We start from the raw sequence: 24,392 nt of genomic DNA on the forward strand, positions 1-24,392 counted from the left end.
CGATCACATTAGGATTGAGTAGCTTTTCATACGCCAATGCAGATACCAACACAAAAAAATCATCAGTGCTGGCGCATCAATTACACAAATCATTAACGCTTTAAACGCGCAAGATCAGATAGTAGCCGTAGATCTCACCAGTAAAGCACTCGTTGATAAATCTGTGCCTAAAGTAGGCTACCACCGCCAACTATCTGCTGAAAACTTGATGTCATTATCGCCAACAAACGTCATTGGTTCAGATGAGATGGGGCCACAAAGCACATTAGATTTACTCAAGCAATCAGGCGTTAGTGTGGATGTCGTAAACTCAGGTGAAACCGTCAAAGATTTACTGCAACGTATCGATCAAATCGCCTCATTGACTCACCATCAACAGCGTGCAGAGGTATTAAAAGAAAAGCTCAGTAAACAACTAAACGAGATTAAACAAGCCACTGCTAACATCAAAACCGCTAAAAAAGTGCTGTTTTTGATGATCCATGATGGTCGACCAATCAATGTCGCAGGCAGTAACACCACTGCAGATAGCATTATCTCGTTAGCAGGTGCCGTGAATCCTGCAGCTGAATCAGTCAGCAATTACAAACCGATTTCTGCCGAAGCAATTGTGACTATGCAGCCAGATATCATTCTTTTAAGCACTCGTACTGCAAGTAAGATCAAAAGTATGAAAGATCTGGTTAAGCAAATGCCGCTCATTGCTGCAACACCAGCGGCTACCAATAACGCCTTATTAACCATTAACGGTACAGCGTTAATTGGTGGTTTAGGGTTAGAAAGCGTGAATGAAGCATTAAGACTTAATCAAGTTATTTACCCTTAATCATCTATCTCAAAATAACGTCATATTCGATTAGTGCCTCATGTTTTAAGGTTGTTTTTTCATGTACGCAAAACGATTTTCAGCCCAACATATTTATATTTTAAGCATTGGCTTACTGGTGTTAGCAGGGCTTTCTTCTATTGTGATTGGCCCAATGGCAATCAGTTATAAACAAAGTCTACTTGCGCTAATACCTGGTGATCATCAGCTGGCGCAACATGTCAGCTTAGTGATCCATCAAATACGTTTACCTCGCACCCTACTCTGTTTTGCCATTGGTGCGATTCTGGCGATTTGCGGCAGCGTACTGCAAGGGCTATTTCGTAATCCTCTTGCTGACCCCGGTATTATTGGTATTACAGGCGGTGCAGGATTAGGTGCTGCATTAGCCATTGTGTTATTCGCTCCACTTACCAGCACTTTCCCGCAATTACTTAACTTTGCCATTGTTCCTGTGTTTGCGTTTATTGGTGGTGCAATTAGCACAGTTATGGTTTACCGCTTAGGCACAGATAAAAACGGCACATCAGTGATGATCATGCTACTAGCTGGGGTTGCGATTACCGCAATTTCAGCAGCAGGATTAGGCTTACTTAACTATGTTGCTGATGATGAGGCACTGCGTGATTTATCACTGTGGTCAATGGGCTCACTGGCTGGCGCTACGTGGTCTGGGATCCTTCTTGCCTACTGTACTTTAGCGTTACTATTTAGCTACTGTTATCGCCATTGTAATAACTTGAATGCGTTCTTATTAGGTGAAGCAGAAGCCAGACACATGGGCGTCAATACTCAGCACTTAAAACGTAATCTTATTATTGTCTGTGCGGCTGGTGTTGGCATTACCGTGTCTATTTGTGGCCCTATCGGATTTATCGGCTTAGTCATCCCTCATGTCGGACGTATGCTGACAGGTCCAAATCATAAAACTTTATTGCCTATTTCAGCCCTATTAGGCGGCTTAATTTTATTAGTTGCAGATATGATCGCCCGTAGCGCTTTTTCACCACAAGAATTACCCGTTGGCATTATCACCGCTATTTTAGGTGCGCCTTTCTTTATCTATTTACTTAGCGCTCAAAAGAGGCACATTTCATGACAGCAACTGCCATTGATATTGATTTACTTAGTTCGACAGAAAACAGTTCTCAAAATAACACTTCTCTAAATACAACCAGCGTTATTCAAGCAAGAAACCTCAAACTTCGTTACGGCAATAAAATCTTATTAGATGATCTAGATTTAGATATTCATTCAGGCGAAGTCACTGCCCTTTTAGGCCCCAATGGCGCAGGGAAAAGTACCTTATTAAAAGTACTCTGTGGCGAAGTAACACCTGAATCTGGAGACGTCTCTTTTTTCGGGCAACCATTATCATCATGGGACAGAGCTACACTGGCTAAACATTTAGGCATACTGCCGCAACACAGTGCACTTTCTTTTGCGTTTACAGCAAAAGAAGTGGTGGAGTTAGGCGCAATCCCGTTACAACTAACGTCACCACAGCTTAAGTCTGTGACACAGATGATAATGGATTATGTGGATGTCGAAAACCTTGCAGATAGGCTTTACCCGACGCTTTCTGGCGGTGAAAAACAACGAATCCATTTAGCTCGGGTATTAACCCAATTAAGCCAAGCTGGTGAGCACTGTATTTTAATGCTGGATGAACCAACATCAGCCCTTGATCTAGCACATCAACATCACACCTTACAAATAGCGAAGAACATGGCAATGCAAGGTGCTGCGGTTATTGTGGTATTACATGATTTAAACCTTGCAGCGCAATACACAGATCGGATGATTTTCTTAAATGATGGGCAAATAAAAGCGGATGGTACACCGTCACAAGTACTCACTGCTGAAGTCGTAGAATCACTGTATGGTTGGCCTGTTACTGTGCATACCCACCCTATAGAAAACTACCCTTATATTTTGTCAGCAAATCATCCTATTCTTTAATGACCAGTCAGTTATTAATACTGTAAGGATGCGATAAAAATCGGATTAAGCGTGACAACGACCTGCATTTTTATAACTTATCATCAATAATTTCACTCAAGATGAACAGAAAGATTGCACAACGCAAAACACACAGTAAAATGTGAGCGCAAGCGATTACACATGTAAAAGTTGTAATAAAGATTTCGATACACTGATGCCGCATTTATTGCGGCTTTAGTTGTTTATAAGCGGTGCTCTATAAAAACGGTGCCAAATTGAATAATTAAGTAGTTAATAATTAAAGAATTTCATATCTACTAGTCTCTCAACTAGCCATCTACTACGTAATTAATCAATTGGGTACCACAACCTTTTGTCAGATCTCTATCTGACCATAATTAGAAGAATAAATATGGCAACCATTAAAGACGTTGCACGTATGGCAGGTGTATCAACCACAACTGTGTCACACGTGATCAATAAAACACGCTTTGTTGCAGAAGCAACACAGAAAAAAGTGCTGGCTGCGGTAGATGAGCTTAACTACGCACCAAGTGCTGTAGCGCGAAGCTTAAAATGTAATACAACTCGTACCATTGGTATGTTGGTAACAAAATCAACCAACCCATTTTTTGCTGAAGTTGTACATGGCGTTGAAGAGTATTGTTACGGCGCAGGTTACACCCTGATCCTATGTAACACTGAAGGCAATCTTGAAAAACAACGTGATTACCTACGCATGCTGGCAGAAAAGCGTGTTGATGGCCTACTGGTAATGTGTAGCGATCTTGATCAAAAGCTACTTGAACTACTAGAGCGTCAAAACGATCTGCCAATGGTTATCATGGACTGGGGCCCAGATAAGCCACATACAGACAATATTCAAGATAACGCTGAAACTGGCGGCTATATTGCGACTAAACACTTTATCGATAACGGCCATAAGAAAATTGGCTGTCTATCAGGTCAAGGTGATAAGTCTACTTGTCATGAGCGCCTAAAAGGTTTCCGTAAAGCAATGGCCGAAGCAGACTTAAGCGTTAATGAAGATTGGCTACTTGAAGGTGACTTCGAGTGTGAATCAGCGGTTGAAGCGGCGAAAAAGTTCATTGCAATGAAAGAGCGCCCTACTGCTATCTTCTGTTTCAACGACATCATGGCAATGGCAATGATCAGTACCTTTGAGCAAGCAGGCCTACGTATTCCTGATGATATCTCTATCATTGGTTACGACAACATTGACCTTGCACCGTACTTTGCACCGCCACTAACAACAATCCACCAGCCTAAGCGTCGTTTAGGTAAAACTGCAGTGGAAATTTTGCTAGATCGTGTTAAAGACAAGAATCACGCTCGTCAAACTTTTGAAATGACACCAGAGCTTGTTGCGAGAAAGTCGGTTAAAGATCTCAACTAACGAGATTGACCTTGGTAAGTTTAGAAAAAGCCGATAAGTTTAACTTGTTGGCTTTTTTTTACTTTTTTAAAAAAGATTTATGCTCACCATAAGATAAGAACAATTACCTGAAGCAATATCACACTTTTGAGAGCTTGGATTTAATATTAAAACTAATATTTAATATAACTTTATATAGTCACGAACAGGCAAATTAATTGAAAGATTAAGACGCAAAACTTCCGGCCTAAAAATTAATTTTTTAATTCATGGTAGCGGAGTTACCGAAGGATTATAATTAGGCCGCCAATATAATGACATTTATTTTAACAATATATTGACAAGCCTAATGTGAAGATTAATTAATCTAATTCCTCGCTCTTGATGTTTAGGTGACACTCATATTTTTTTCACCGAGTAGAAGCATGGATAAACCAATATTAAAAGATTCATTAAAATTATTTGACCATTTTGGATCTGTAAAATCACGGTCGATGTTTGGCGGTTTTGGCATTTTTGCTGGTGATACAATGTTTGCATTAGTTGTGAATGATAAACTTCATTTACGAGCAAACGCTGAAACCGAAAAGGAATTCAAACAAGCTGGCTTGGAGCCTTACGTTTACAAAAAACGTGGGTTCCCTGTTGTAACCAAGCACTACGCAATACCAGATAACTGGTGGGACGAACCTGAAAAGATCGTTGCACAAGGTAGGTATTCCTTGGAAGCCGCAGAAAAAGACAAGCAAGAAAAGGAGAGTTGTGTACCTGACCGTATAAAGGACTTACCAAACCTACGGTTATCAAATGAAAGAATGCTTAAAAAAGCAGGCATAGAGACTATCGAACAACTTCAAGCAGCTGGTGCATTAGGTGCATATCAAGCGCTACAAAAAGCGCAAAACAGTCCGCTTAGTCTTGAATTGCTATGGGCGCTTGAGGGTGCAATTAGTGGACAGCATTGGTCTGTTATTCCTGAGCAACGTCGAAACGAATTATTATCTGCCCTATCCTAAGAAATACATTCTTCGACAATTCGCCTTCACTTAGAAATAAAAGATGTTCATTCTTTTATTTCTAAGTATACCTGTTAAAAATATATTCTAAATAAATCCCTTCACTCTGCTCTATTTTATATCTTTTAATACATAAACCTCTTAATGCGTAATTGCCAAATATTGCAACTAAAAGTATTTAATAACTTCTTGTTTTATATCAATGCTAAAACATAAATATTTAAAATTGTTTTTTATAACGTCAATTATTTAACGCTTTATTAATTTCAGCTCTCATTTATCGTTATTTATAAATAACCAGTGTTTTTTATTTCTCTCACCATTGGTTTTATTTTCACCAACTGATTGTAGAAAAAGCCATAATTCTTAGTAAATGAAATACAATACGGGTAGTTCAGGTCTATACCCAAATAACTTCAAAATGCAGTGTTCAGCGAGACGACCTTAGTTCTCAGGCGCGGCAACGATTTGTAGATATAGTAGTTCTACATTTAGAATCGTTAACAAAGTCTGGGAGCTAAGGACGCTCGCCCTTTGGGAGCGTGTCACTGAGCCGACTTCTTGCGTCAGACAACTTGGAAAGAGCTCGCAATTCCGCTTCGTTGTCTTCCTTGAATTCAACTCAGTGACCTCGCTCTGAATCAGGCATATTGAAGTCACTTGGGTATACATATATTCATATCTTGCCTTTACGCAGGATCTTTACCCTAACTCTTGAGTATCTTTTTAAGGAATGGCTGTGCGCATCTCAATCAAGAAAATCGATTCACTTTGGGTAAAACCATTGTTATGGCTACAAGCTCGTCATTATGGGCAAGTGCTTAATCCAGCCAAGCTATGGGGTCGTAAGCCTGTGCTGTTTTGGTTAGTCGCGGGATTCTTTGGTTTTCTGGATCGCAAAAAGTCCCCTATCCAAGATGTGATGCGTTCGCTTATTTGTGTTCGTGTATCGCAACTTAATGATTGTGCTTTCTGTGTCGATGCTAATGGCATGAAATTGGCGGAGCGTTGCGATTCTGAAGAAAAAATCAAAGCGCTGGCAAACTGGCAGCATTCTGATTTGTTTACACAGCAAGAACGCGCTGTGCTTGCCTACACGGAAGCAATGACCATTACAGGTCAACGTGTTACTGATGAGATGCTTCATGCCCTCCAGCAGTGGTACAGCAGCGATGACATCATAGAGATCACCGCATTAGTCAGCTTCCAAAACCTATCAGCTAAATTTAACACCGCATTGGATGTGCCAGAGCAAGGTTTCTGCACCCTGCCTATTAAACCGAATAATACTGCGGTTAGCCAAGAGCAAGACAAACCAAAAGCTGATACTCAGCAAACTAAATAAGGTGAGATACATGGATAAGAAAAAGCTCGCTTTACTCATCGTGATTGTCAGTCTAATTGCAAGCTGGATCCATTTCGATCTAGGGCAATACCTCACGCTTGATTTTATCAAGCAAGAGCAATCAGCCCTGCAAGCGAAAATTCAAAGCCAACCGATCGTGGCTTATGTGTCGTACTTTGCGATTTATGTTCTTGCAACTGCCTTATCCTTACCGGGTGCTGCTATTTTAACCTTGCTTGCTGCTGCCATCTTTGGTTTCTGGCCGAGCCTGATCATTGTTTCGTTTGCCAGCACCATTGGCGCAACATTGGCGTTTCTTTCAAGTCGATTTATTTTACGTGACTGGGTACAACAACGTTTTGGCTATCGCTTAAAAACTATTAATCAAGGTATCGAGCAAGAAGGCGAATTTTACTTGCTAACTTTACGCTTGATCCCTGTTTTCCCGTTTTTCCTGATCAACTTATTGATGGGCTTAACACCAATCAAAACACGTACCTTTTATCTGATCAGCCAATTGGGAATGCTGCCTGCCACAGCTATTTTCATTAATGCCGGAACCCAGCTCAGCAACATTGAATCACTGCGTGGGATTGTTTCTACGCCTGTATTACTATCGTTAGCTCTTCTGGGAACGTTCCCACTCATTGCCAAGTTCATCGTCAACGCGATAAAGCGACAAAAAGTTTACCAAGGCTTTCAGAAACCTCGTTCATTTGATCAAAACCTTGTCGTTATTGGTGCAGGTGCTGGCGGTTTGGTTAGTTCATATATTGCAGCCGCAGTAAAAGCCGAAGTGACCTTGATTGAACGTCATAAAATGGGTGGCGATTGCTTAAATACAGGCTGTGTTCCCTCTAAAGCTTTAATTCGTGCCGCCCACAGTTCACATGAAATCCAGCAAGCAAAACAGTTAGGCATTAACGCCAACATTGAAGCTATCGATTTCAAAGCCGTCAGGCAACGAGTACATCAAGTTATCGCTGATATCGAACCGCATGACTCTATTGAGCGATACACCAAGTTAGGCGTGAACTGTATTCAAGGTGATGCCACCATTGTTTCTCCTTGGCAAGTGAAAGTGAACGATAAGATCATCACGACACGTAACATCATTATTGCCACAGGTGCTTCGCCGCTATTGCCAAACATTACAGGTTTAAAAGCAGTTAATCCGCTAACTTCCGATACCTTATGGCAACTAGAACAACAGCCACAAAAACTGCTTATTCTGGGTGGTGGTCCTATCGGTTGCGAATTAGCACAAGCGTTCAATCGTTTAGGTACGTCTGTCACCTTGGTTGAAATGGCTGAACAAGTGCTCAATCGTGAAGATAACGATGCTGCTAGCGTCATTCGAAACAAACTCACTGACGAAGGCGTAAACGTATTACTTCAGCACAAAGCCGTAAGCTTTAAAGCAACCAGCAATGGTTATCATCTCGTACAGTTGAATGATCTTGCTAATAACCAAACAGTTGAAGTGGAGTTTGATCAGGTCATTGTCGCCCTTGGTCGTGTTGCCAATACCCAAGGTTTTGGTTTAGAGACTTTAAACATTGAAACCACCCCAAAAGGAACAATCAAAGTTAACGACTATCTACAAACCCAATACCCAAATATTTATGCAGTCGGTGATGTAGCAGGTCCTTTCCAACTGACGCATGCTGCAGCACACCAAGCATGGTATGCCTCTGTTAACAGCTTATTTGGTGCGATTAAGAAATTTAAAACCGATTACTCTGTGTTGCCAGCTGTTACCTATACCTCTCCAGAGTTGGCTCGAGTGGGATTAAACGAGAAAGAGGCACAAGCCCAAGGTATCGAATACAAAATCTATACTTATGATATTGCGGATTTAGATCGTGCGATCACTGACAATACCAATGAAGGTTTCATCAAAGTGCTGACACCGCCTAATAGCGACAAAATTTTAGGTGTAACCATTGTTGGTCATCATGGTGGTGAACTATTGGCGGAATTTACGTTAGCCATGCGTCACAAGTTGGGATTGAACAAAATTTTATCGACAATCCATCCCTACCCAACCATGAGTGAAGCCGCGAAATATACTGCTGGGGTGTGGAAGCAACATAACGCCCCGCAAAAGCTTTTATCTTTAGTACAGCGTTACCACCAATGGATGCGTAAACAGTAAAGGAATACACATGAAAACCACAACTATGCCACTGCTTAGAAAACTATCCCAAGGTGTCACTTTATCCGTTGCCTTGTCAATTACACTGTCAGCTTCTATGTCTGCGTCAGCAACTGAGCCAACAGTAGCTGCGACCCTCAATCATGGCAACAAGTGCTTGATAAGGCTAAAGGTCAAACCGTTTACTTTAACGCTTGGGGTGGCAGCCAAGAGATCAACGAATACCTCAAGTGGGCAGATAGACAACTGCAGCAACAATACGGTGTCACGTTAAAGCAAGTCAAAGTCACTGACATTGCCGAAACTACACAGCGTTTGCTGGCAGAAAAAGCCGCTAATAAAAACCAAGACGGTAGCGTTGATATGGTTTGGATCAACGGTGAAAATTTCCGCTCTATGAAACAACATCACCTGTTGTATGGTCCATTTACTCAACGTTTACCTAACTGGAAATACGTTGATACATCATTACCGATAGATAAAGACTTCACCGTACCAACAGACGGTTATGAAGCGCCTTGGGGCGTGGGGCAGCTAGTGTTTATTTACGACACGACTAAGCTAAAGCAACCACCACAAAGCTTTCAACAGCTATTGGCATTAGCACAACAAAACCCAGGGAAAATTAGTTATCCTCGCCCACCAGAGTTTCACGGCAGTAGCTTTTTAAAAGCGGCCTTGCTTGAACTCACAACAGATAAACAAGCGTTATACCAACCCTTGTCGTTACCTGCTGAAAAAGCCTTGTTTGATAAAGTCACCGCACCACTTTGGCATTATTTAGATCAGCTTAATAAAGTCGCATGGCGAGGTGGTAAGCAATTCCCAGCAGGTACAGCAGAAACGGTTCAATTATTAGATGATCAACAGCTGTTATTAGCGATCACCTTTAATCCCAACGCCGCCCTAGCAGCCATTGAAAACGGCAACTTAACTGACACCGCAAAGACTTATGCTTTTAAAGCTGGTGCATTAACTAATGTTCACTTTTTAGCTATCCCTTGGAATGCAACAGCAAAAGAAGGGGCATTAGTGGCGATTAACTTTTTAATGAGCCCAGAAGCACAAACTCGTAAGGCAGATACAAAAATATGGGGTGATCCAACCATATTAAAACCACAAGCATTTAAAACCTTGTCAGAGCCATATAAGAGCCAATCGTTTCAGCTTTACCCTGCTATTGCCGAGCCAAACCCTACATGGTTAACAGCAATTGAGATCGAATGGCAAAAGCGTTACGGTCATTAATCGACACTTTCATTCACAATGAATACCCTTTGCCCCGTCAGATGATGGGGCAAATTTTTTGAAGTGCTTTTTGAAATCTTTTTTGAAACACTTTTAGAAACGTCTAGCGCATCCATTCATGGTGAAGCTGCTCACTATCACCTAGGTAGTCAAGTAACCAACTTACCGCAGGGCTCATACTTTCCGTATTCCAGGCTAAACAACACGGGCTCATCGACGGCTTTACTGCTAATTCCTTTTCAACAAGCTTGCCTGATTCAATTTTACTGATAGCCATGTGGCTCGGCACAACCGTAATACCCAATCCAGCTTCTAAACACTGAAAAGCACTGTACCAACTTGGCACCATAATGCGACGTTGGTTATCCATCAGCCAAGTGGTACGTTTTGGCAAAGTGCGTGAAGTATCTTCTAAGCAAATTGCAGGATATTGAGCTAGCTCATGGGACTCAATAGGATGATCAACAGCTACTAATGGATGATCAGGCGCTACCACAAACTTCCACGTTAAAACGCCCATATCACGATAATCAAAACTACCACCAATAGGCACTGCCGCAGTTGCACCAATGGCGATATCAGCACGACCATCAGCTAAGGCATCCCATACGCCATTAAACACTTCCATGGTTAAGTGCAGCTCAACATCTGGAAAATGCAGATAGAAATCACGCACTAAGGTATTCACTCGACTTTGGCGAACCACAGTATCAAGTGCCACCGAAACATTTTCAGACCACCCATTCGCGACCCGTTGAGTTTGGTATTTGATGGTATCCATTTGTTTGATCAGCTTGCGTGCTTCTTCAACAAAATACTCACCTGCTGGCGTTAATTTCACCTGCCTGTGTAATCGAACAAATAATTCGACAGCTAATCGCTCTTCTATTAACCGAACTGTATAACTTATCGCACTGGGCACTTTGTGCAATTCTTCCGCTGCCGCTGAAAAGCTGCCACGACGGGCGACAACGTCGATAACTTGGAGATCATTGTATGAAAACATATCAAATCAAATTTTTTGAAAGCAATGTTGAAATATTAGCGTTTCACAGCGATGAAAACCAGCATTACACTATCACTATGTCTTATAGATATAGTTACTATAAAAATGAAAAAAGAACTCGCTAAACCATCAAAAATCACCCTATTCTGGTTCGCATGCCTAAGTATGCTGGGCTTTTTAGCTACAGATATGTACTTACCTGCGTTTGAAACAATCCGTGCCGACTTTGCTACATCACAATCTCTTATCGGCCTATCGTTGAGTGTTTTCTTACTGGGTATGGCATTAGGCCAACTGGTTTACGGTCCACTGTCTGATCGTATTGGTCGTATCAAAGTATTGGTTGGTGGTATCGCGCTATTCAGCGTGGCTTCTATCGCATGTTCATTTGCACCTAACATCGAAGTGTTCCTACTTGCGCGTTTTGCTCAAGCATTAGGTGCATGTAGTGCAACAGTGATTTGGCAAGCGGTGGTTGTTGACCGTTACGAAGGCAAAACATCTGAGCGTGTGTTCGCAACCATCATGCCTTTAGTTGCGTTATCGCCTGCATTAGCACCATTACTTGGCGCATTGTTAGAGCATAACCTAGGCTGGCGCAGCATCTTCATCGCACTTGTAGCATTTGGTGTTGTACTTGCAATGCTAACGCTGAAAGAAAAAGAAAGCGCAGCATTAGATAAAGAACAAGAAAGCGTGACGGTTCAGCTACGTAAAGACTACAGTCAAATCCTACGCTCTAAAAAGTTCTGGGGTAACATGGTGATTTTCGCAGCGTGTTCTGCGGCATTCTTTGCTTACCTAACAGGTTCACCATTTGTTATGTCAGCAATGGGTTACTCAGGTGCAGACATCGGTTTAAGCTACGCACCACAAACCGTTGCATTCATCGTTGGTGGTTACGGTTGTCGTACGCTACTTAATCGTTACTCTGGTAAGCAGCTTCTACCTTGGATTTTAGCGCTATTCTTTGCAAGCGTAGCAGTCATGTTTGTTATCTCGGTAACAACTACAGTAACAACAATCTGGCCTATCCTGATCCCATTCTGCTTCCTAGCAGTGGCAAACGGTGCGATTTACCCGATTGTTATTAGCGCAGCACTGTCTGACTTTAAAAACTGTAGCGCAACCGCTGCTGGTCTACTTAACTTCATGCAAACTATGGTATGTTTTGCGGCAAGTGGTCTAGTTTCAGCATTTGCTGTACACGGTCTACTAACAGTAACAACTGGCATGTTCATTACTGGCTTTATCGCACTATTTGGTTTCTCTCTAGTGGTTAAAGCACGTAAAGAAGAAGCACAAGACGCTGAACTACAAACAGCGTAATGCATAGCAATACGTAATATAAATTCTAAGGGGAGCTGATCATCAGCTCCCCTTTTTGTTTTCTAGCTGTGATATTTGAACCAGCTCGCAAAACACTATCCACATCATGATACTTCATAATAAAACTGACGATGAATACAAAGAATCACTAACCCGCCATTGCATCAAACAAGAATCCTAATTAGTACGTTGAACTATCACTCAATTAAGGACTTGCTAATGCTAGATACGTACCTGTCTTACTTTAAAATTTTGCTAACAGACTTCGTGAAATACTACCTAGCGACGGTACTTGTTCTTGGCATCAAAGGTGAACTATTCAATATCGGCTTGCGTGTTTGGTCAGACAACCAAATGTCATTTTATGAGGATGGTTTGTGGCAAATAACGTTGATCTTATCATTCTTAATTACTTGCTGTGTGATGGTACATAAGTATGCGCCTGAGTAGCTGTGTTATATAAAGTTTCTTTAATCTTAAATCCGCACAAATAAGCCGCTAAATTGTTAGCGCCCTATTTCTATCGTATCGCATTTCTATTTTTAAAATTATCGCTATTAACATCAAAAATTAAACTTTATATCAATCAATTACGTACTAGCTTTGATGTGTAAATGGAGAGTAATTGATGACAAACACACAAGAGTCACTATCACGTATCATAGAGATGGCTTGGGAAGATAGAACCCCTTTTGAGGCGATTGCAATACAATATGGTCTAAATGAGCAAGGTGTGATCAAGTTAATGCGGCAACACCTTAAACCAAGCAGCTTTAAATTGTGGCGAAAACGCGTATCAGGAAGGAAAACTAAACATTTGAAGTTACGCTCTCCCGATGTAAACCGGGGATATTGCCCGACGCAGTATAAACAGCGTTAACCAATTAGGGCTATAAGCAAGCCCTTTTCTACCTTTGCTAAAAGCATCTTTAGAATGCAGTTATTCATGATATTTCACTCATATCGTTAACAATCAAACAATTTAAAAGCTTGTCTTCCAATGTATCATCTATTGTTTCAGCGATAATTTCGACACGGCTTTCCGTACACTCATCAAGCTCAACTTCCGTTAGTCCATCGGCTGTTTTGTTATAACCAAAGATGCCGTCAAACGTGATAAAGACCGCTTTCATGCGCTCAACATGCAGCATTTGAAATAGAATTTGTAACGATTGACGATTAAAGACTTTATTAGCAGCAAAGCGCCAACCAATACTTTTAAAATCTTCACCTTGATTGGTCGCTTTAATAACGCCACTTTCAGGCATAAGAGCTTCGGATAATCCATCTTTAGATGTTCGCTGCTTATTACGGTGAAGATAAGATGGCTGTAATACATCTATATGAGTTTCACCATCGAACTCATCAAATGGGATCACGCCGTGCTTAGCAAAAATCACTTTTGTTTCCGGACTAGCAACTGGTGCCACAAAAGCTTTTAATTTTTCTTTATCACCTGTTTGATACAGATCGGTCTTATTTCCTACTACTGTATCGGCAATCGCAATTTGTTGTCTAAAGGTGTCATGTGAGGTGTAGCGAGGATCGGATAACTTTCTTGCATCCACTAATGTGATATTTTTCTGTAACGATAGGACATCACGATAATATTCAGTAGAAAGCACTTGCATCACTTCTTTAGGATGACCAAGCCCTGTGGGTTCGATGATCAAGCGATCAGGCTTTGCTTCTGAAAGTAATTGATTAAGCGCAATCTGCATCGGCAAACCTGCAGTACAGCACATACAACCGCCGGGGACTTCCTTAATAAAAATCTGTTGCTCGTTACCACTTTGCCCTTGCAACAAACTACCATCGACACCAATTTCACCAAATTCATTCACCAGTATCGCCCAACGCTCAGAATCAGGTTTGCTTTTCATTAAGTGAAGAATGGCTGAGGTTTTACCTACCCCAAGAAATCCAGTAATAATGTTGGTTGGTACACCAGAAATAGGTGATATTTTAAAGCTCATTAGCAATCCTCCTGTATCCCTGAACCAGTTCATGGTTAGCAGATACAACCGATTCAGAAAAAGCGGAATATTCAGGTGGGACTTTCGAAATACTATTTAAGTCAAAACCTGCACCAATATTGGTCATTGGCGGGACGTGAAATTTTTCAGGCAGATCTAATCCATCTACAACGCAGTTATGACGGATCACACACCCTTTACCAATGACAGCATTAAATACCACTGAATTGAAACCAATAAACACATCATCATCCACTTTACACGGCCCATGAATAATTGAGCGGTGAGCAATAGAAGAACGTTCACCAATAGTCACTGCAGCCCCCGCTTTCGAATGAATAACTACACCATCTTGAATATTGGTATCGCGTTTAATCACAATCGCGTCCATCTCACCCTGTTCATTCACTTCATCAGCACGTATCACCGCATAAGGCCCAATGAATACGTTATCTTCCACAACCACTTTGCCGCAAATAATAGCGGTAGGATCAATAAATGCAGTTTCAGATATAATTGGGATATGCCCTGTTGGATTTCTTCTTAACATCTCTTTTTCTCTTCACTATTCTCTAAATACTTCACAGCTTATGAAGCTGTCACCAAACTTGCGAAATTCGTGCAAACAAGGAAGCGGCACTATCGTTACTTAAGTATTAAACCAAAAATAACCGTTACGTTATAACATAACAGTTATGGGTTATCTATATGCTAGATATACAAAAAGATCTGTGTTGTTTATTAGCGTTTTATTCCTGTCTTCGCCCTATCCCAATACTCTCATCATTGCACTCAAAACCACCTCTCTCCCATTTGAATAATTACCCAACCAACCCCACATCAATAAATCTAAACTTTTTGCACAAATGTAAATATTCCACTAAAGCTATTTAACATTCCTAATTCACCAATTTATTTTCGCTATCTCAATAGGATATAAAACCAACAAATGATGATTATTTAAACAATTATTTAACAAATTAAAATTTTTTTACTTTTTTATTGCATAGATGAACAACTTGGGTAATATAAAACCAAGTGAGAATAAATGCAGAATAATCGCATGGGTATTCAAGTAAAGAACATTAATAAATTCTACGGCAACCATCAGGTTCTACATGATGTGACTTTTGATTGTCATAAAGGCGAAACCTTGGTTTTACTTGGCCCAAGTGGTGCAGGTAAAAGCTCTTTGCTACGGGTATTAAATCTGTTGGAAGATGCTTCGGCTGGTGAACTGAGTATCGCTGAAACCTACTTTAATTTTAAAAAGGCGGTGGCTGAAAAAGATGGATTAAAACTGCGTCGTAAAGTTGGCATGGTATTCCAGCAATACAATTTATGGCCGCATAAAACGGTGCTGGAAAATTTAATAGAAGCACCTGTAAAAGTGCTCGGTATAGATAAAGAACAAGCCATACAGGAAGCGATGACGCATTTAGCTAAATTGCAGTTAGCAGATAAAGCGGATGCATGGCCTTTGCAACTGTCTGGTGGTCAACAACAGCGTGTGGCAATTGCCCGTGCGTTGATGATGAAACCTGAAGTTTTACTGTTTGATGAGCCAACTGCGGCGCTTGATCCTGAGATCACAAGCCAGATTGTGCAAATCATCAAAACTTTAAGCGGTACTGGCATTACTCAAGTTGTGGTTACCCACGAAGTGGATTTTGCTAAGAAAATCGCTAGCCATGTGCTTTACATGGAAAACGGAAAAATTGTTGAACACGGCAGTAACGAGGCATTTAGCAACCCTCAAACACCGCAGTTCGCAGATTATTTAAAACACTAGTTAAAACTTAACGTTATATCCTCTTTTATACGTTCGTTTAAGACGCATGGAGTATCGCGATGAACAAAATTTTATTAGCAACGATTATCGGTTTGGCTTCTTCTCAAACAATGGCGCAAGAGATCAAGTTTGCAATGGAAGCCACTTACGCTCCTTTCGAGTACATGGATGAGAACAATCAAATTCAAGGCTTTGATGTCGACATTGCCAATGCACTATGTAAAGAGCTGGATGCGACTTGTACTTTTCATAATCAATCTTTCGATAGTCTGATCCCTGCTCTTAAATTCAAGCGATACGATGCGGCGATTTCAGCCATGGATATTACTGAAGCCCGCCAGCAACAAGTGAGCTTTAGCCAACCTTATTACGATAACGCTGCTGGCTTTATTTCTATCAAAGGCAAGGTTGCAGATATTGATGCTCTAAAAGGCAAGCGTGTTGGCGTACAAAATGGTTCGACTCACCAAAGCTACCTAACAGATCAAATGCCTGACGTTACTACTGTGCCTTATAACAGCTATCAAGATGCATTCATTGATATGCAAAATGGCCGTATTGATGCGGTATTCGGTGACACAGCAGTGGTTGCTGAGTGGTTGAAGAAAGACGACAAACTAGCGTATGTAGGCAAGCCTGTAACGAACCCTAAATACTTCGGTAATGGTTTTGGTATTGCAGTAAATAAAAACAATCAAGAGTTACTTAAGCAGTTGAACACGGCACTTGCGAAAATTAAGCAAGACGGTCAATACCAAGTAATTTTTGATAAGTACTTTGGTAAGTAAATTATGATGTTATCGGGATATTCACTTTCCCTGTTAGAAGCAAGCTGGATGACAGTCCAGCTGGCTTTTACCAGTTTAGTTGTTGGATTAGTGTTAGCGATGCTTTTTGCTGGCGGTGAGATGTCTCGATTTCGCCTTGTGGCATGGCCGACAACGGCTTTAGTAACGGTGTTAAGAGGCTTACCTGAACTTCTTATTGTGTTGTTTATCTTTTTTGGTTCAGGTCAGATCTTGTTTTATATCACGGGTGATTATGTCGAGATCAGCCCGTTTCTATCCGGTGTTATCGCACTTTCTTTGATCTTTGCATCTTATGCAGCACAAACCATTCGTGGTGCAATCCGTGCTGTACCAAAAGGTCAACGTGAAGCTGCGAGCGCATTAGGGATCAGTAAAAGCAGAACGTTTTTCGCCATTATTGTGCCGCAAGCAGTGCGTCATGCCCTACCGGGGTTAACGAACCAATGGTTGGTGCTATTAAAAGATACAGCATTGGTGTCATTGATTGGTGTAACGGATCTATTAAAGCAAGCGCAATTAACCTCTGCCGCAACCCATGAAAGTTTTACATGGTACGCAACGGCTGCTGGGGTGTATTTGGTGATCACCTTGATCACGCAAAAGATCATTAAGATTATTGATGCAAAATACAGTGCTCAAGATGGCGCAAGTAAGTCTAAGTCGCCTGTGGTTGAAGGAGCAATGGCATGAATGAACAACACTTCTGGCAATTGATGGATGGCCTTGCCACCAGCTTACAGTTAACTTTAGTGTCATTACTAGTGGGCTGTACGCTTGCACTATTAATGACAATGACGCTGATTTTAAGAACCTCTGTTTTGCATTGGATCAGCCGTGGCATTATTACTCTATTTACGGGTACGCCTTTGTTAGTTCAGATCTTTTTGATCTACTACGGCCCAGGTCAATTTGATGTGATCCGTGAGAGTTTCTTATGGGATTGGTTAAGTCAGCCGTGGTTCTGTGCCATGTTAGCACTGGCTTTAAATACTGCCGCTTACAGTACCCAATTGTTTAAAGGTGCATTTGACGCTATTCCAAAAGGACAATGGCAAGCCTGCCGTGCTCTAGGCATGGAAACAAAAACGACCCTAAGCACTTTGTTACCATTTGCGATTCGTCGTGCGGTACCTGCTTATTCCAATGAAGTGATCTTGGTGTTTAAAGGCACCTCCCTTGCCAGCACCATTACGATTATGGATATCATGGGTTATGCCCAACGTATTAATGCTCAAACCTACGACACGTTAACGGTGTTTGCGATTGCAGGGGCAATGTACTTAACGGTTAATGCGATACTTTCTATCCTCTTCCGCTTGTTAGAAAAGAAAGCACTGGCTTTTGAAGCTGCAAATTAAACACAAAGCCGATGTAATCTATACATCGGCTTTTTTACACTTCACTTACTGGTTATCGCTATGCAGAAACAAGCGTTTTGGTTTGAAGTACTGACGCTTTACTTCCACATGGTTTAGGTTGTTTAACTGTTAGGAAAATACATGGGATCCCCATCACAGCCATAAACCAAAACATGCTGATATCCGAATGATGCATTAACCAACCACAAGCAGCAGAGACAATAGCTAATACAAAACCCGCTGGAATAGCATGGTATAAAGATTGTAATGCAACGTAGTTGTGTTTTCTGTTTTCTTCAACGTAACGAACAGACGACAGAATGGTTCCAGAGAAAGTAATGCCGTGTAAGATTTGGCAGAAGATTAAAACAGGTAAATCTGTTGAAACCGCCATTAACCCCCAACGAAGTACAACGGCTACGACTGCTAGTTTAAATAATGTAGACACTTTCCAGCTAGAAAACGCTTTACGGCTTACTAGATAAAAAACAATCACTGAAATAGTTGATAGGCTCCACAAATAGCCAATGGTATCTGAGTCTAATCCTTTTTCAGCCCAATATACGGTACTAAAGAAGTAATATCCGCCATGACTCCCCTCTAGCAATGAAGCAACGAGTAGGAAAACCAATGTTTCTTTACAGCATAAGACTTTAAAGATATTTGGCTTTTTCTCTTCTTCGTTATGATGACAAACCATAGGAACACTGGGTTTCATTAAAGTACCAATGAATGTAGCACCTAAACCGACTGCGCCCATTACAGGGACTGCACTCACGCCAAAATGTTGAATAACCCATCCCATACATGCTGACGCAACCGTTAATGCTACCGCTCCCCATAAGCGGGTATAACCATAATCAAGACGATTATCACGTGCATAATGATTTGAAATAGCATCTGAGATCGCAACGGCTGGGCCGATTGCTAAGTTAAAAATCACTAGCAATAACGCAAGAGTCCAGAAAGATGGTGTAATAGTTCCAAGCCAAATGAATGCGATAAAACCGAGTAAGCTTAAAAACATTGACCAACGAAGGAATGGAATGAGATGTCCAACTTTGTGGAAAAAAGGAGTTAACGTAAAATTAATCACACAACGAGCAGCTAGACCAAACCCTACCAACATTCCGACATCAGCATCTGAAATGCCTAATTTTTCAAGCCATAATCCTCTGAACGGTAAATATACACCGTAAGAAAACCAGAACATAAATTGATACGTAGACATCCATAGTGATGGTCGGCATGTGAACATTGGCACACTCCTTTTTTGTGTATATCAACGGTATCGAAAATGGTTCTCATTAACAATTTGAAGAAATACCAAAAAATCACTAAAAACAGTCATGCCGTTCACTACATTCCGTTCGATAGTCTTTCACTGCAACAGTAAATATTCTCTTTTTTGAGTTGATGTTAAAAACTGACATTGATAAGCGCAGAAAACAGCTATCTTTAAAACTGTGTCTTTGTATTGCTAATTCTATAAATAGAGTTTTTAAAGGGAGGTGGGCATGTCTTTTATCCTATCCATTAAACGGTTCTTGTTTGTAGTGTTACTCGCAACACCTCTTGTCGCTTTTGCCGATGAAATAACGCCGGAGCAACAGTTTGAAATAGGTAAACAGAAGGCCCTTGTGTGTGTGACCTGCCACGGGGTTGACGGTATTTCGGCTACTGAGACTTACCCCAACCTGCAAGGTCAAAAGCAACAATACCTAATTGCAGCTCTTAAAGCATATAAACAAAACCAACGTATTGATGGGCTAGCAATATTAATGCAAGGCTATGCGAAACATTTAAGTGATCAAGATATGAGGGATCTTGCGTATTACTTCAGCCATGTAAAAACAGAAAATCATGATCAATAAAAATAAACTGCATCATTGCTAAGGTTATGACGATGGATACTCGGTACAACTATAAAATCGTTCAATACTTTATGGTTGCCAGTGTTATTTGGGCGCTAATTGGCATGTTAATCGGTGTGATTTTAGCAGCGCAACTTTACTGACCAGCCTTGAATTTAGATTCTGAGTATTTCCAGTTTGGTCGTCTTCGCCCTTTACATACTAACGGGGTGATTTTTGGCTTTGTGGTTAACCTCTTGATGGGGACATCTTTCTATATAATTCAACGTACCTGTAAGCAGCGACTATATAATATGTCGATTGCTTGGTTGGTATTTTGGCTCTGGCAATTCATCTTAATTCTCGCAGTTATCACCTTACCAATGGGCTTTACCACCTCAAAAGAATATGCCGAACTTGAATGGCCTATCGACATTCTCATTGCCATCACTTGGGTGATGTATGCAATTGTTTTCTTTATGACAATAGCCAAGCGTTCGGTACATCATATCTTCGTTGCTAACTGGTTTTATGGTGCGTTTATTATTGTTATTGCGATGATATTTATTGCTAACAATCTCGAATTACCTGTCACGATGTGGAAATCTTATTCCATTTATTCCGGCGCAGAAGATGCCATTGTGCAATGGTGGTGGGGTCATAACGCAGTAGGCTTTTTACTCACAGCAGGGATCATTGGGATGAATTACTACTTCATTCCGAAAGTTGCTGAACGCCCTATTTATTCTTACCGTTTATCTGTTATTCATTTTTGGGGATTAGTCGGCTTTTATACTTGGGCGGGCACGCACCATTTAATCTATTCATCAGTACCTGATTGGCTGCAAAATCTCGGTATTGTGATGTCACTTATTCTATGGCTACCGTCTTGGGGTGGCGCATTTAATAGCATGATGACCTTGCTTAACAATAAGCAAAAGCTCAAACATGACTATATTATGTGGTTCTTCTTCTCTGCGATTGTGTATTACGCCCTTGCTACTTTTGAAGGCCCATTACTGGCAATTCGTTGGTTTAATATGATCGCCCATAATACTGATTGGGTAATTGGACATGTTCATTCTGGCGCATTGGGCTGGGTAGGTATGTCTGCCATTGCGACCTTCTATTACTTTATTCCTCGCCTGTATGGTCATGAACAATTGTGGTCTAACCGTTTAGTGAAATGGCATTTCTGGTTAGCCCATATTGGGATTGTGTTATATGCCGTTGCCCTATGGATTGCAGGTATTGGACAAGGCTACATGTGGCTAAAAGAAGAGCCAAATGGCTCACTCAGTTATAGCTTTGTCGAAGCCATGAACTTTAGTGCCCCTTGGATGTTAGTTCGCTTTATTGGCGGTGCACTGTTTGTGCTTGGCGTAGTATTGATGATTTATAACCTTTACCGCACGGTGAAACAGCCTAAACCCAAAAACAATAATAACGCTGACACCGTAACAGAAAAGGTAGATGCGCATGATTAATAAAGACTTTACTTCATCGGTGGTGATTTTAATTGCGTCAACAGCAATTGTTGCTGCTTTCTCTTTCCTTGTTTGGGTTCTACCTGCCTTCTTCTATCAAGACAAGCTGATTGCAGAATCGACAGCAAAACCGTTAACGGCGTTACAAGTAGCTGGACGTGATATTTACATCAGTGAAGGTTGCCATACTTGCCACTCAATGATGGTTCGTCCGCTTAATGCTGAGATAAAACGTTATGGCAGATACAACCGAGAGAGTGATGATATATACGAGCATCCAAATCTTTGGGGTTCAAAACGAACAGGGCCAGATTTAACCAATCTTGGGCGTAAATATTCAGATCAATGGCATATTATTCATCTGCGTAATCCTCGTGATGTAGTACCAACATCGATCATGCCGTCTTATCCGTGGTTATTTGAGCAAGTATTAGATGGTGAAGACATTGAAGCTAAGCTCACAGCCCTACGCACTTTAGGTGTGCCCTATAGTGACAAAGAAATTCGCCAAGCGAGATTAGAGGTGAAAGGTAAAACCAAAGCACAAGCATTAATCGCCTACTTGCAAAGCTTGGGACAAGATCAAGGAGTACGACCATGAGTGCTTTTTGGAGTAGTTGGGTCATAATCTTAACGCTGATTTTTTTAGCGTTCATGACTGCAGTCGTTGTGGTGTATTGGAAAAAGAACCACTCAGCCAATGCAAACCGAACTGTTGAGAGCTTTGATGGGATAGATGAAAACGACGCGGCTGTACCCAGTCTGCTGCTTTTATCCTATCTTGCTGCGTTCATTATTGCTGCGGTTTTCTTAGTGCTTTATCCCGGCATGGGAAATTGGCAAGGATTAATGAAATGGCAGTCTACCAGCGAAGCAGAATCTACCGCTCCGACTTCACTGCAGGCACAAATCGCTCAACTGGGTGGAGATAACTTAAGTTATAAAGATTTGAGTAAATCCCCTGAAATCGTCAATGCTGGCCTCGCTTTATTTCAAACCCATTGCGCCGCCTGTCATTTAAATCAAGCCCAAGGACAACTACATTTTCCCAATTTAAGCGATACAGTTTGGCTATATGGCGGCAGTGACGAAGCGATCCATCATTCCATTGTTCACGGCCGTAATGGTGTCATGGCTAGGTTGGAAAGATATTCTAACCGAAGAAGAAATTGAGCATGTTTCCTCTTATGTCGCTTCACTTGAAAAAAATCGCATTATTGCTGAGCCTACTATTAACCTTGAACTCGGTAAAACCGTATTTGATGCAAACTGTACCGCTTGTCATGGCAGTGATGCAAAAGGTAATCAAGCTTTAGGTGCGCCGAATCTCACCGATAATATTTGGCTTCATGACGGCAGTATTGAAGGCATTAATGCCACCGTCACATATGGCTTAAATAACGTTATGCCCGCTTTTGAAAACCAACTCACTGATGATGAAATTCAAGCTCTAGGGGCTTATATACGTCATCAAGGTAATGAGCAACAAAACAAACTTGCAGAGCTCGATCAAGATATGGTCAGTAAAGGACAGTATCTAGCCTACGCAGGTGACTGTATTGCTTGCCATACAGGTGAAGGTGGTGAACCTTTTGGTGGTGGTTTAGGTTTCTTAACTCCGTTTGGTACGCTTTATTCAACCAATATTTCAGCTCACCCTACCTATGGTATTGGTGATTACACCTATGAGGAGTTTTACGACGCACTACACAAAGGAAAAGGGAAACACGGTTATTTATACCCTGCAATGCCTTACTCGTCTTATCAATATGTCACCGATGAAGATACTCAAGCGTTATGGGCGTATATGCAATCGCTTAACTTTGTAAACACCCGTAATCAAGAGAATAAGATGATGTTTCCAAGTAACATTCGTTTGGGGCTATTAGGCTGGAATATTGCTTTCTTAAACACTGCACCACTGGAATACCCCGATGATATGACCGAGCAATGGAAGCGTGGTAAATACCTCACCATGGGATTAGGTCACTGTTCGGAATGTCATACACCACGTAACGTAGCGCAAGCCTTGATCGAAAAAGAGCTATTCCAAGGTAATTTAATTGATGGTTGGAAAGCTCCTGATATTACTGCAACAGAGCTTTATCAAGACCGTTGGGATGTGAAAACTTTAACGGATTTTTTAAAAACGGGTCATTCCGATAAAGGAACCGCATTTGGTGGTATGGCGGAAGTGGTACAAAACAGTACTCGCTTCTTAACAGAGAAAGACGTCGCAGCCATTGCGGAATACTTGATCACTGGTGATAAATATAACGAGTTAGATAGCTCGGTTCCTCAGCTTAACCCTCCAGGGTTTGGTGATTTAGTGCCAGCCGATGTTGATATTCAAACCGTTGAGCTAAAACCGTTAAGTAGCGACGATCCTGAAAACGAAGCCAAACTCTATGGTTTGTATGTTCAAACCTGTGGTGCATGTCATGGTAAAGACGGGAAAGGCCGAAAAGGTATCGCCCCTACACTGCTTAATAACGGGATAATTATGCACAGTGATCCTTACGATACTATTGCCGTTACTATTCGTGGTTTATCGCCAAACTTTATGGAGCAAGACACCAATTTCATGCCAATGAGTAGCTTTAACTCAGTGATCAGTGACGCTAACTTGGCAAAACTGATCAGCTTTGTTCGTGCGAAATTAGGTGATCGTACAGTGCCAGTTACCCCGCAAGAAGTTTCTGATGTGCGTAAGGCATTAGTTGAAGGTGGTTACGCTGGAAATATTCACAGCATGACACTACCAGAAGCTAATGAGCCAAATAGTTTTACGGAATAAGCGGATATCTAAACAGTGTACAGTTTCATTATCTGCTTAACATTCCATCAAC

Annotated in this window: 20 protein-coding genes, 3 pseudogenes and 1 riboswitch; of the genes and pseudogenes, 19 read left to right on the plus strand and 4 right to left on the minus strand. The window is 41.2% G+C overall.

Features of this window, described 5'->3' with window-relative positions:
* Positions 1–28: 28 nt before the first annotated feature.
* From Q7674_RS15610 to Q7674_RS15645, 8 genes and pseudogenes are all read left to right on the plus strand, one after another.
* Positions 29–826, plus strand: coding sequence for a heme/hemin ABC transporter substrate-binding protein (locus Q7674_RS15610; protein WP_305424145.1), 798 nt, complete (start codon positions 29–31; stop codon positions 824–826).
* A 61-nt stretch (positions 827–887) separates the two neighbouring features.
* The gene (locus Q7674_RS15615; protein WP_045063094.1) at positions 888–1,925 is read left to right on the plus strand and encodes a FecCD family ABC transporter permease; all 1,038 of its coding nucleotides are present in this window, start codon (positions 888–890) and stop codon (positions 1,923–1,925) included.
* Positions 1,922–2,788: a heme ABC transporter ATP-binding protein gene (locus Q7674_RS15620; RefSeq protein WP_045063093.1), complete on the plus strand. Its 867-nt coding sequence runs from the start codon at positions 1,922–1,924 to the stop codon at positions 2,786–2,788. Before Q7674_RS15615 ends, Q7674_RS15620 begins: the two co-directional genes overlap by 4 nt.
* 394 nt (positions 2,789–3,182) lie before the next feature.
* Positions 3,183–4,187 (plus strand): HTH-type transcriptional repressor PurR, encoded by a 1,005-nt coding sequence (gene purR, locus Q7674_RS15625; protein ID WP_045070453.1) that lies wholly within the window; start codon positions 3,183–3,185, stop codon positions 4,185–4,187.
* A gap of 177 nt (positions 4,188–4,364) precedes the next feature.
* Positions 4,365–4,455: riboswitch (cyclic di-GMP riboswitch) on the plus strand.
* Positions 4,456–4,591: 136 nt separating this feature from the next.
* On the plus strand, positions 4,592–5,182 hold the full coding sequence (locus Q7674_RS15630; RefSeq protein WP_008987247.1) for a TfoX/Sxy family DNA transformation protein: 591 nt from the start codon (positions 4,592–4,594) through the stop codon (positions 5,180–5,182).
* Positions 5,183–5,921: 739 nt separating this feature from the next.
* Positions 5,922–6,527 (plus strand): carboxymuconolactone decarboxylase family protein, encoded by a 606-nt coding sequence (locus Q7674_RS15635; RefSeq protein ID WP_045063092.1) that lies wholly within the window; start codon positions 5,922–5,924, stop codon positions 6,525–6,527.
* 10 nt (positions 6,528–6,537) lie between these two features.
* Positions 6,538–8,685: a dihydrolipoyl dehydrogenase gene (lpdA, locus tag Q7674_RS15640; protein ID WP_045063091.1), complete on the plus strand. Its 2,148-nt coding sequence runs from the start codon at positions 6,538–6,540 to the stop codon at positions 8,683–8,685.
* A gap of 97 nt (positions 8,686–8,782) precedes the next feature.
* Positions 8,783–9,933: pseudogene (locus Q7674_RS15645) on the plus strand (ABC transporter substrate-binding protein).
* A gap of 103 nt (positions 9,934–10,036) precedes the next feature.
* Here Q7674_RS15645 and punR read toward each other — a convergent pair.
* Positions 10,037–10,939 (minus strand): DNA-binding transcriptional activator PunR, encoded by a 903-nt coding sequence (gene punR / locus Q7674_RS15650; RefSeq protein ID WP_045063090.1) that lies wholly within the window; start codon positions 10,937–10,939, stop codon positions 10,037–10,039.
* Positions 10,940–11,044: 105 nt separating this feature from the next.
* Here punR and punC point away from each other — a divergent pair, with 105 nt between their 5' ends.
* The 3 genes from punC to Q7674_RS15665 all read left to right on the plus strand — a co-directional run bounded on the left by punC (position 11,045) and on the right by Q7674_RS15665 (position 13,148).
* Entirely contained in the window at positions 11,045–12,268 is a 1,224-nt protein-coding gene (punC, locus tag Q7674_RS15655) for a purine nucleoside transporter PunC (protein WP_023931923.1), read from the plus strand.
* A gap of 219 nt (positions 12,269–12,487) precedes the next feature.
* On the plus strand, positions 12,488–12,718 hold the full coding sequence (locus Q7674_RS15660; RefSeq protein WP_008987253.1) for a hypothetical protein: 231 nt from the start codon (positions 12,488–12,490) through the stop codon (positions 12,716–12,718).
* A gap of 178 nt (positions 12,719–12,896) precedes the next feature.
* Positions 12,897–13,148, plus strand: a complete 252-nt coding sequence (locus Q7674_RS15665) for a TIGR03643 family protein (protein WP_023931922.1) — start codon at positions 12,897–12,899, stop codon at positions 13,146–13,148.
* Between the two features lie 64 nt (positions 13,149–13,212).
* Here Q7674_RS15665 and Q7674_RS15670 read toward each other — a convergent pair whose 3' ends face one another.
* On the minus strand, positions 13,213–14,244 hold the full coding sequence (locus Q7674_RS15670; protein WP_045063089.1) for a CobW family GTP-binding protein: 1,032 nt from the start codon (positions 14,242–14,244) through the stop codon (positions 13,213–13,215).
* Entirely contained in the window at positions 14,234–14,794 is a 561-nt protein-coding gene (locus Q7674_RS15675; RefSeq protein ID WP_045063088.1) for an LbetaH domain-containing protein, read from the minus strand. Before Q7674_RS15675 ends, Q7674_RS15670 begins: the two co-directional genes overlap by 11 nt.
* A 513-nt stretch (positions 14,795–15,307) precedes the next feature.
* On the opposite strand from Q7674_RS15675, the gene artP reads away from it, so the two are divergent.
* The 4 genes from artP to artM are packed head-to-tail and all read left to right on the plus strand — an operon-like array spanning position 15,308 to position 18,203.
* Positions 15,308–16,036 (plus strand): arginine ABC transporter ATP-binding protein ArtP, encoded by a 729-nt coding sequence (gene artP, locus Q7674_RS15680; RefSeq protein WP_023931917.1) that lies wholly within the window; start codon positions 15,308–15,310, stop codon positions 16,034–16,036.
* Between the two features lie 59 nt (positions 16,037–16,095).
* Positions 16,096–16,824 (plus strand): lysine/arginine/ornithine ABC transporter substrate-binding protein, encoded by a 729-nt coding sequence (locus tag Q7674_RS15685; protein WP_045063087.1) that lies wholly within the window; start codon positions 16,096–16,098, stop codon positions 16,822–16,824.
* A 3-nt stretch (positions 16,825–16,827) separates the two neighbouring features.
* The gene (gene artQ, locus Q7674_RS15690) at positions 16,828–17,535 is read left to right on the plus strand and encodes an arginine ABC transporter permease ArtQ (RefSeq protein WP_042116949.1); all 708 of its coding nucleotides are present in this window, start codon (positions 16,828–16,830) and stop codon (positions 17,533–17,535) included.
* The gene (gene artM, locus Q7674_RS15695; protein WP_023931915.1) at positions 17,532–18,203 is read left to right on the plus strand and encodes an arginine ABC transporter permease ArtM; all 672 of its coding nucleotides are present in this window, start codon (positions 17,532–17,534) and stop codon (positions 18,201–18,203) included. The genes artQ and artM overlap by 4 nt, the downstream gene beginning before the upstream one ends.
* A gap of 58 nt (positions 18,204–18,261) precedes the next feature.
* On the opposite strand, the gene Q7674_RS15700 is transcribed toward artM, so the two are convergent.
* Entirely contained in the window at positions 18,262–19,461 is a 1,200-nt protein-coding gene (locus Q7674_RS15700) for a 3-phenylpropionate MFS transporter (protein WP_045063086.1), read from the minus strand.
* A 259-nt stretch (positions 19,462–19,720) separates the two neighbouring features.
* On the opposite strand from Q7674_RS15700, the gene Q7674_RS15705 reads away from it, so the two are divergent.
* The 4 genes and pseudogenes from Q7674_RS15705 to ccoP all read left to right on the plus strand — a co-directional run bounded on the left by Q7674_RS15705 (position 19,721) and on the right by ccoP (position 24,340).
* Positions 19,721–20,077: a c-type cytochrome gene (locus Q7674_RS15705; RefSeq protein WP_008987263.1), complete on the plus strand. Its 357-nt coding sequence runs from the start codon at positions 19,721–19,723 to the stop codon at positions 20,075–20,077.
* A 32-nt stretch (positions 20,078–20,109) separates the two neighbouring features.
* Positions 20,110–21,543: pseudogene (gene ccoN, locus Q7674_RS15710) on the plus strand (cytochrome-c oxidase, cbb3-type subunit I).
* Positions 21,536–22,144: a cytochrome-c oxidase, cbb3-type subunit II gene (gene ccoO / locus Q7674_RS15715; RefSeq protein WP_008987265.1), complete on the plus strand. Its 609-nt coding sequence runs from the start codon at positions 21,536–21,538 to the stop codon at positions 22,142–22,144. Before ccoN ends, ccoO begins: the two are co-directional and overlap by 8 nt.
* Positions 22,141–24,340: pseudogene (ccoP, locus tag Q7674_RS15720) on the plus strand (cytochrome-c oxidase, cbb3-type subunit III). The gene ccoO and the pseudogene ccoP overlap by 4 nt, the downstream one beginning before the upstream one ends.
* The last annotated feature ends 52 nt before the right edge of the window (positions 24,341–24,392 follow it).

The sequence above is a fragment of the Photobacterium leiognathi genome (assembly GCF_030685535.1).
Taxonomy (GTDB): Bacteria; Pseudomonadota; Gammaproteobacteria; order Enterobacterales; family Vibrionaceae; genus Photobacterium; species Photobacterium leiognathi.

What these genes read in the sequence shown, in the direction of transcription:
- Q7674_RS15615 (WP_045063094.1), top strand. Translation starts at nt 888, where the DNA reads ATGTACGCAAAACGATTTTCAGCCCAACATATTTATATTTTAAGCATT.
- Q7674_RS15620 (WP_045063093.1), top strand. Translation starts at nt 1,922, where the DNA reads ATGACAGCAACTGCCATTGATATTGATTTACTTAGTTCGACAGAAAAC.
- purR (WP_045070453.1), top strand. Translation starts at nt 3,183, where the DNA reads ATGGCAACCATTAAAGACGTTGCACGTATGGCAGGTGTATCAACCACA.
- Q7674_RS15630 (WP_008987247.1), top strand. Translation starts at nt 4,592, where the DNA reads ATGGATAAACCAATATTAAAAGATTCATTAAAATTATTTGACCATTTT.
- lpdA (WP_045063091.1), top strand. Translation starts at nt 6,538, where the DNA reads ATGGATAAGAAAAAGCTCGCTTTACTCATCGTGATTGTCAGTCTAATT.
- punR (WP_045063090.1), bottom strand. Translation starts at nt 10,939, where the DNA reads ATGTTTTCATACAATGATCTCCAAGTTATCGACGTTGTCGCCCGTCGT.
- punC (WP_023931923.1), top strand. Translation starts at nt 11,045, where the DNA reads ATGAAAAAAGAACTCGCTAAACCATCAAAAATCACCCTATTCTGGTTC.
- Q7674_RS15660 (WP_008987253.1), top strand. Translation starts at nt 12,488, where the DNA reads ATGCTAGATACGTACCTGTCTTACTTTAAAATTTTGCTAACAGACTTC.
- Q7674_RS15665 (WP_023931922.1), top strand. Translation starts at nt 12,897, where the DNA reads ATGACAAACACACAAGAGTCACTATCACGTATCATAGAGATGGCTTGG.
- Q7674_RS15670 (WP_045063089.1), bottom strand. Translation starts at nt 14,244, where the DNA reads ATGAGCTTTAAAATATCACCTATTTCTGGTGTACCAACCAACATTATT.
- Q7674_RS15675 (WP_045063088.1), bottom strand. Translation starts at nt 14,794, where the DNA reads ATGTTAAGAAGAAATCCAACAGGGCATATCCCAATTATATCTGAAACT.
- artP (WP_023931917.1), top strand. Translation starts at nt 15,308, where the DNA reads ATGGGTATTCAAGTAAAGAACATTAATAAATTCTACGGCAACCATCAG.
- Q7674_RS15685 (WP_045063087.1), top strand. Translation starts at nt 16,096, where the DNA reads ATGAACAAAATTTTATTAGCAACGATTATCGGTTTGGCTTCTTCTCAA.
- artQ (WP_042116949.1), top strand. Translation starts at nt 16,828, where the DNA reads ATGATGTTATCGGGATATTCACTTTCCCTGTTAGAAGCAAGCTGGATG.
- artM (WP_023931915.1), top strand. Translation starts at nt 17,532, where the DNA reads ATGAATGAACAACACTTCTGGCAATTGATGGATGGCCTTGCCACCAGC.
- Q7674_RS15700 (WP_045063086.1), bottom strand. Translation starts at nt 19,461, where the DNA reads ATGTTCACATGCCGACCATCACTATGGATGTCTACGTATCAATTTATG.
- Q7674_RS15705 (WP_008987263.1), top strand. Translation starts at nt 19,721, where the DNA reads ATGTCTTTTATCCTATCCATTAAACGGTTCTTGTTTGTAGTGTTACTC.
- ccoO (WP_008987265.1), top strand. Translation starts at nt 21,536, where the DNA reads ATGATTAATAAAGACTTTACTTCATCGGTGGTGATTTTAATTGCGTCA.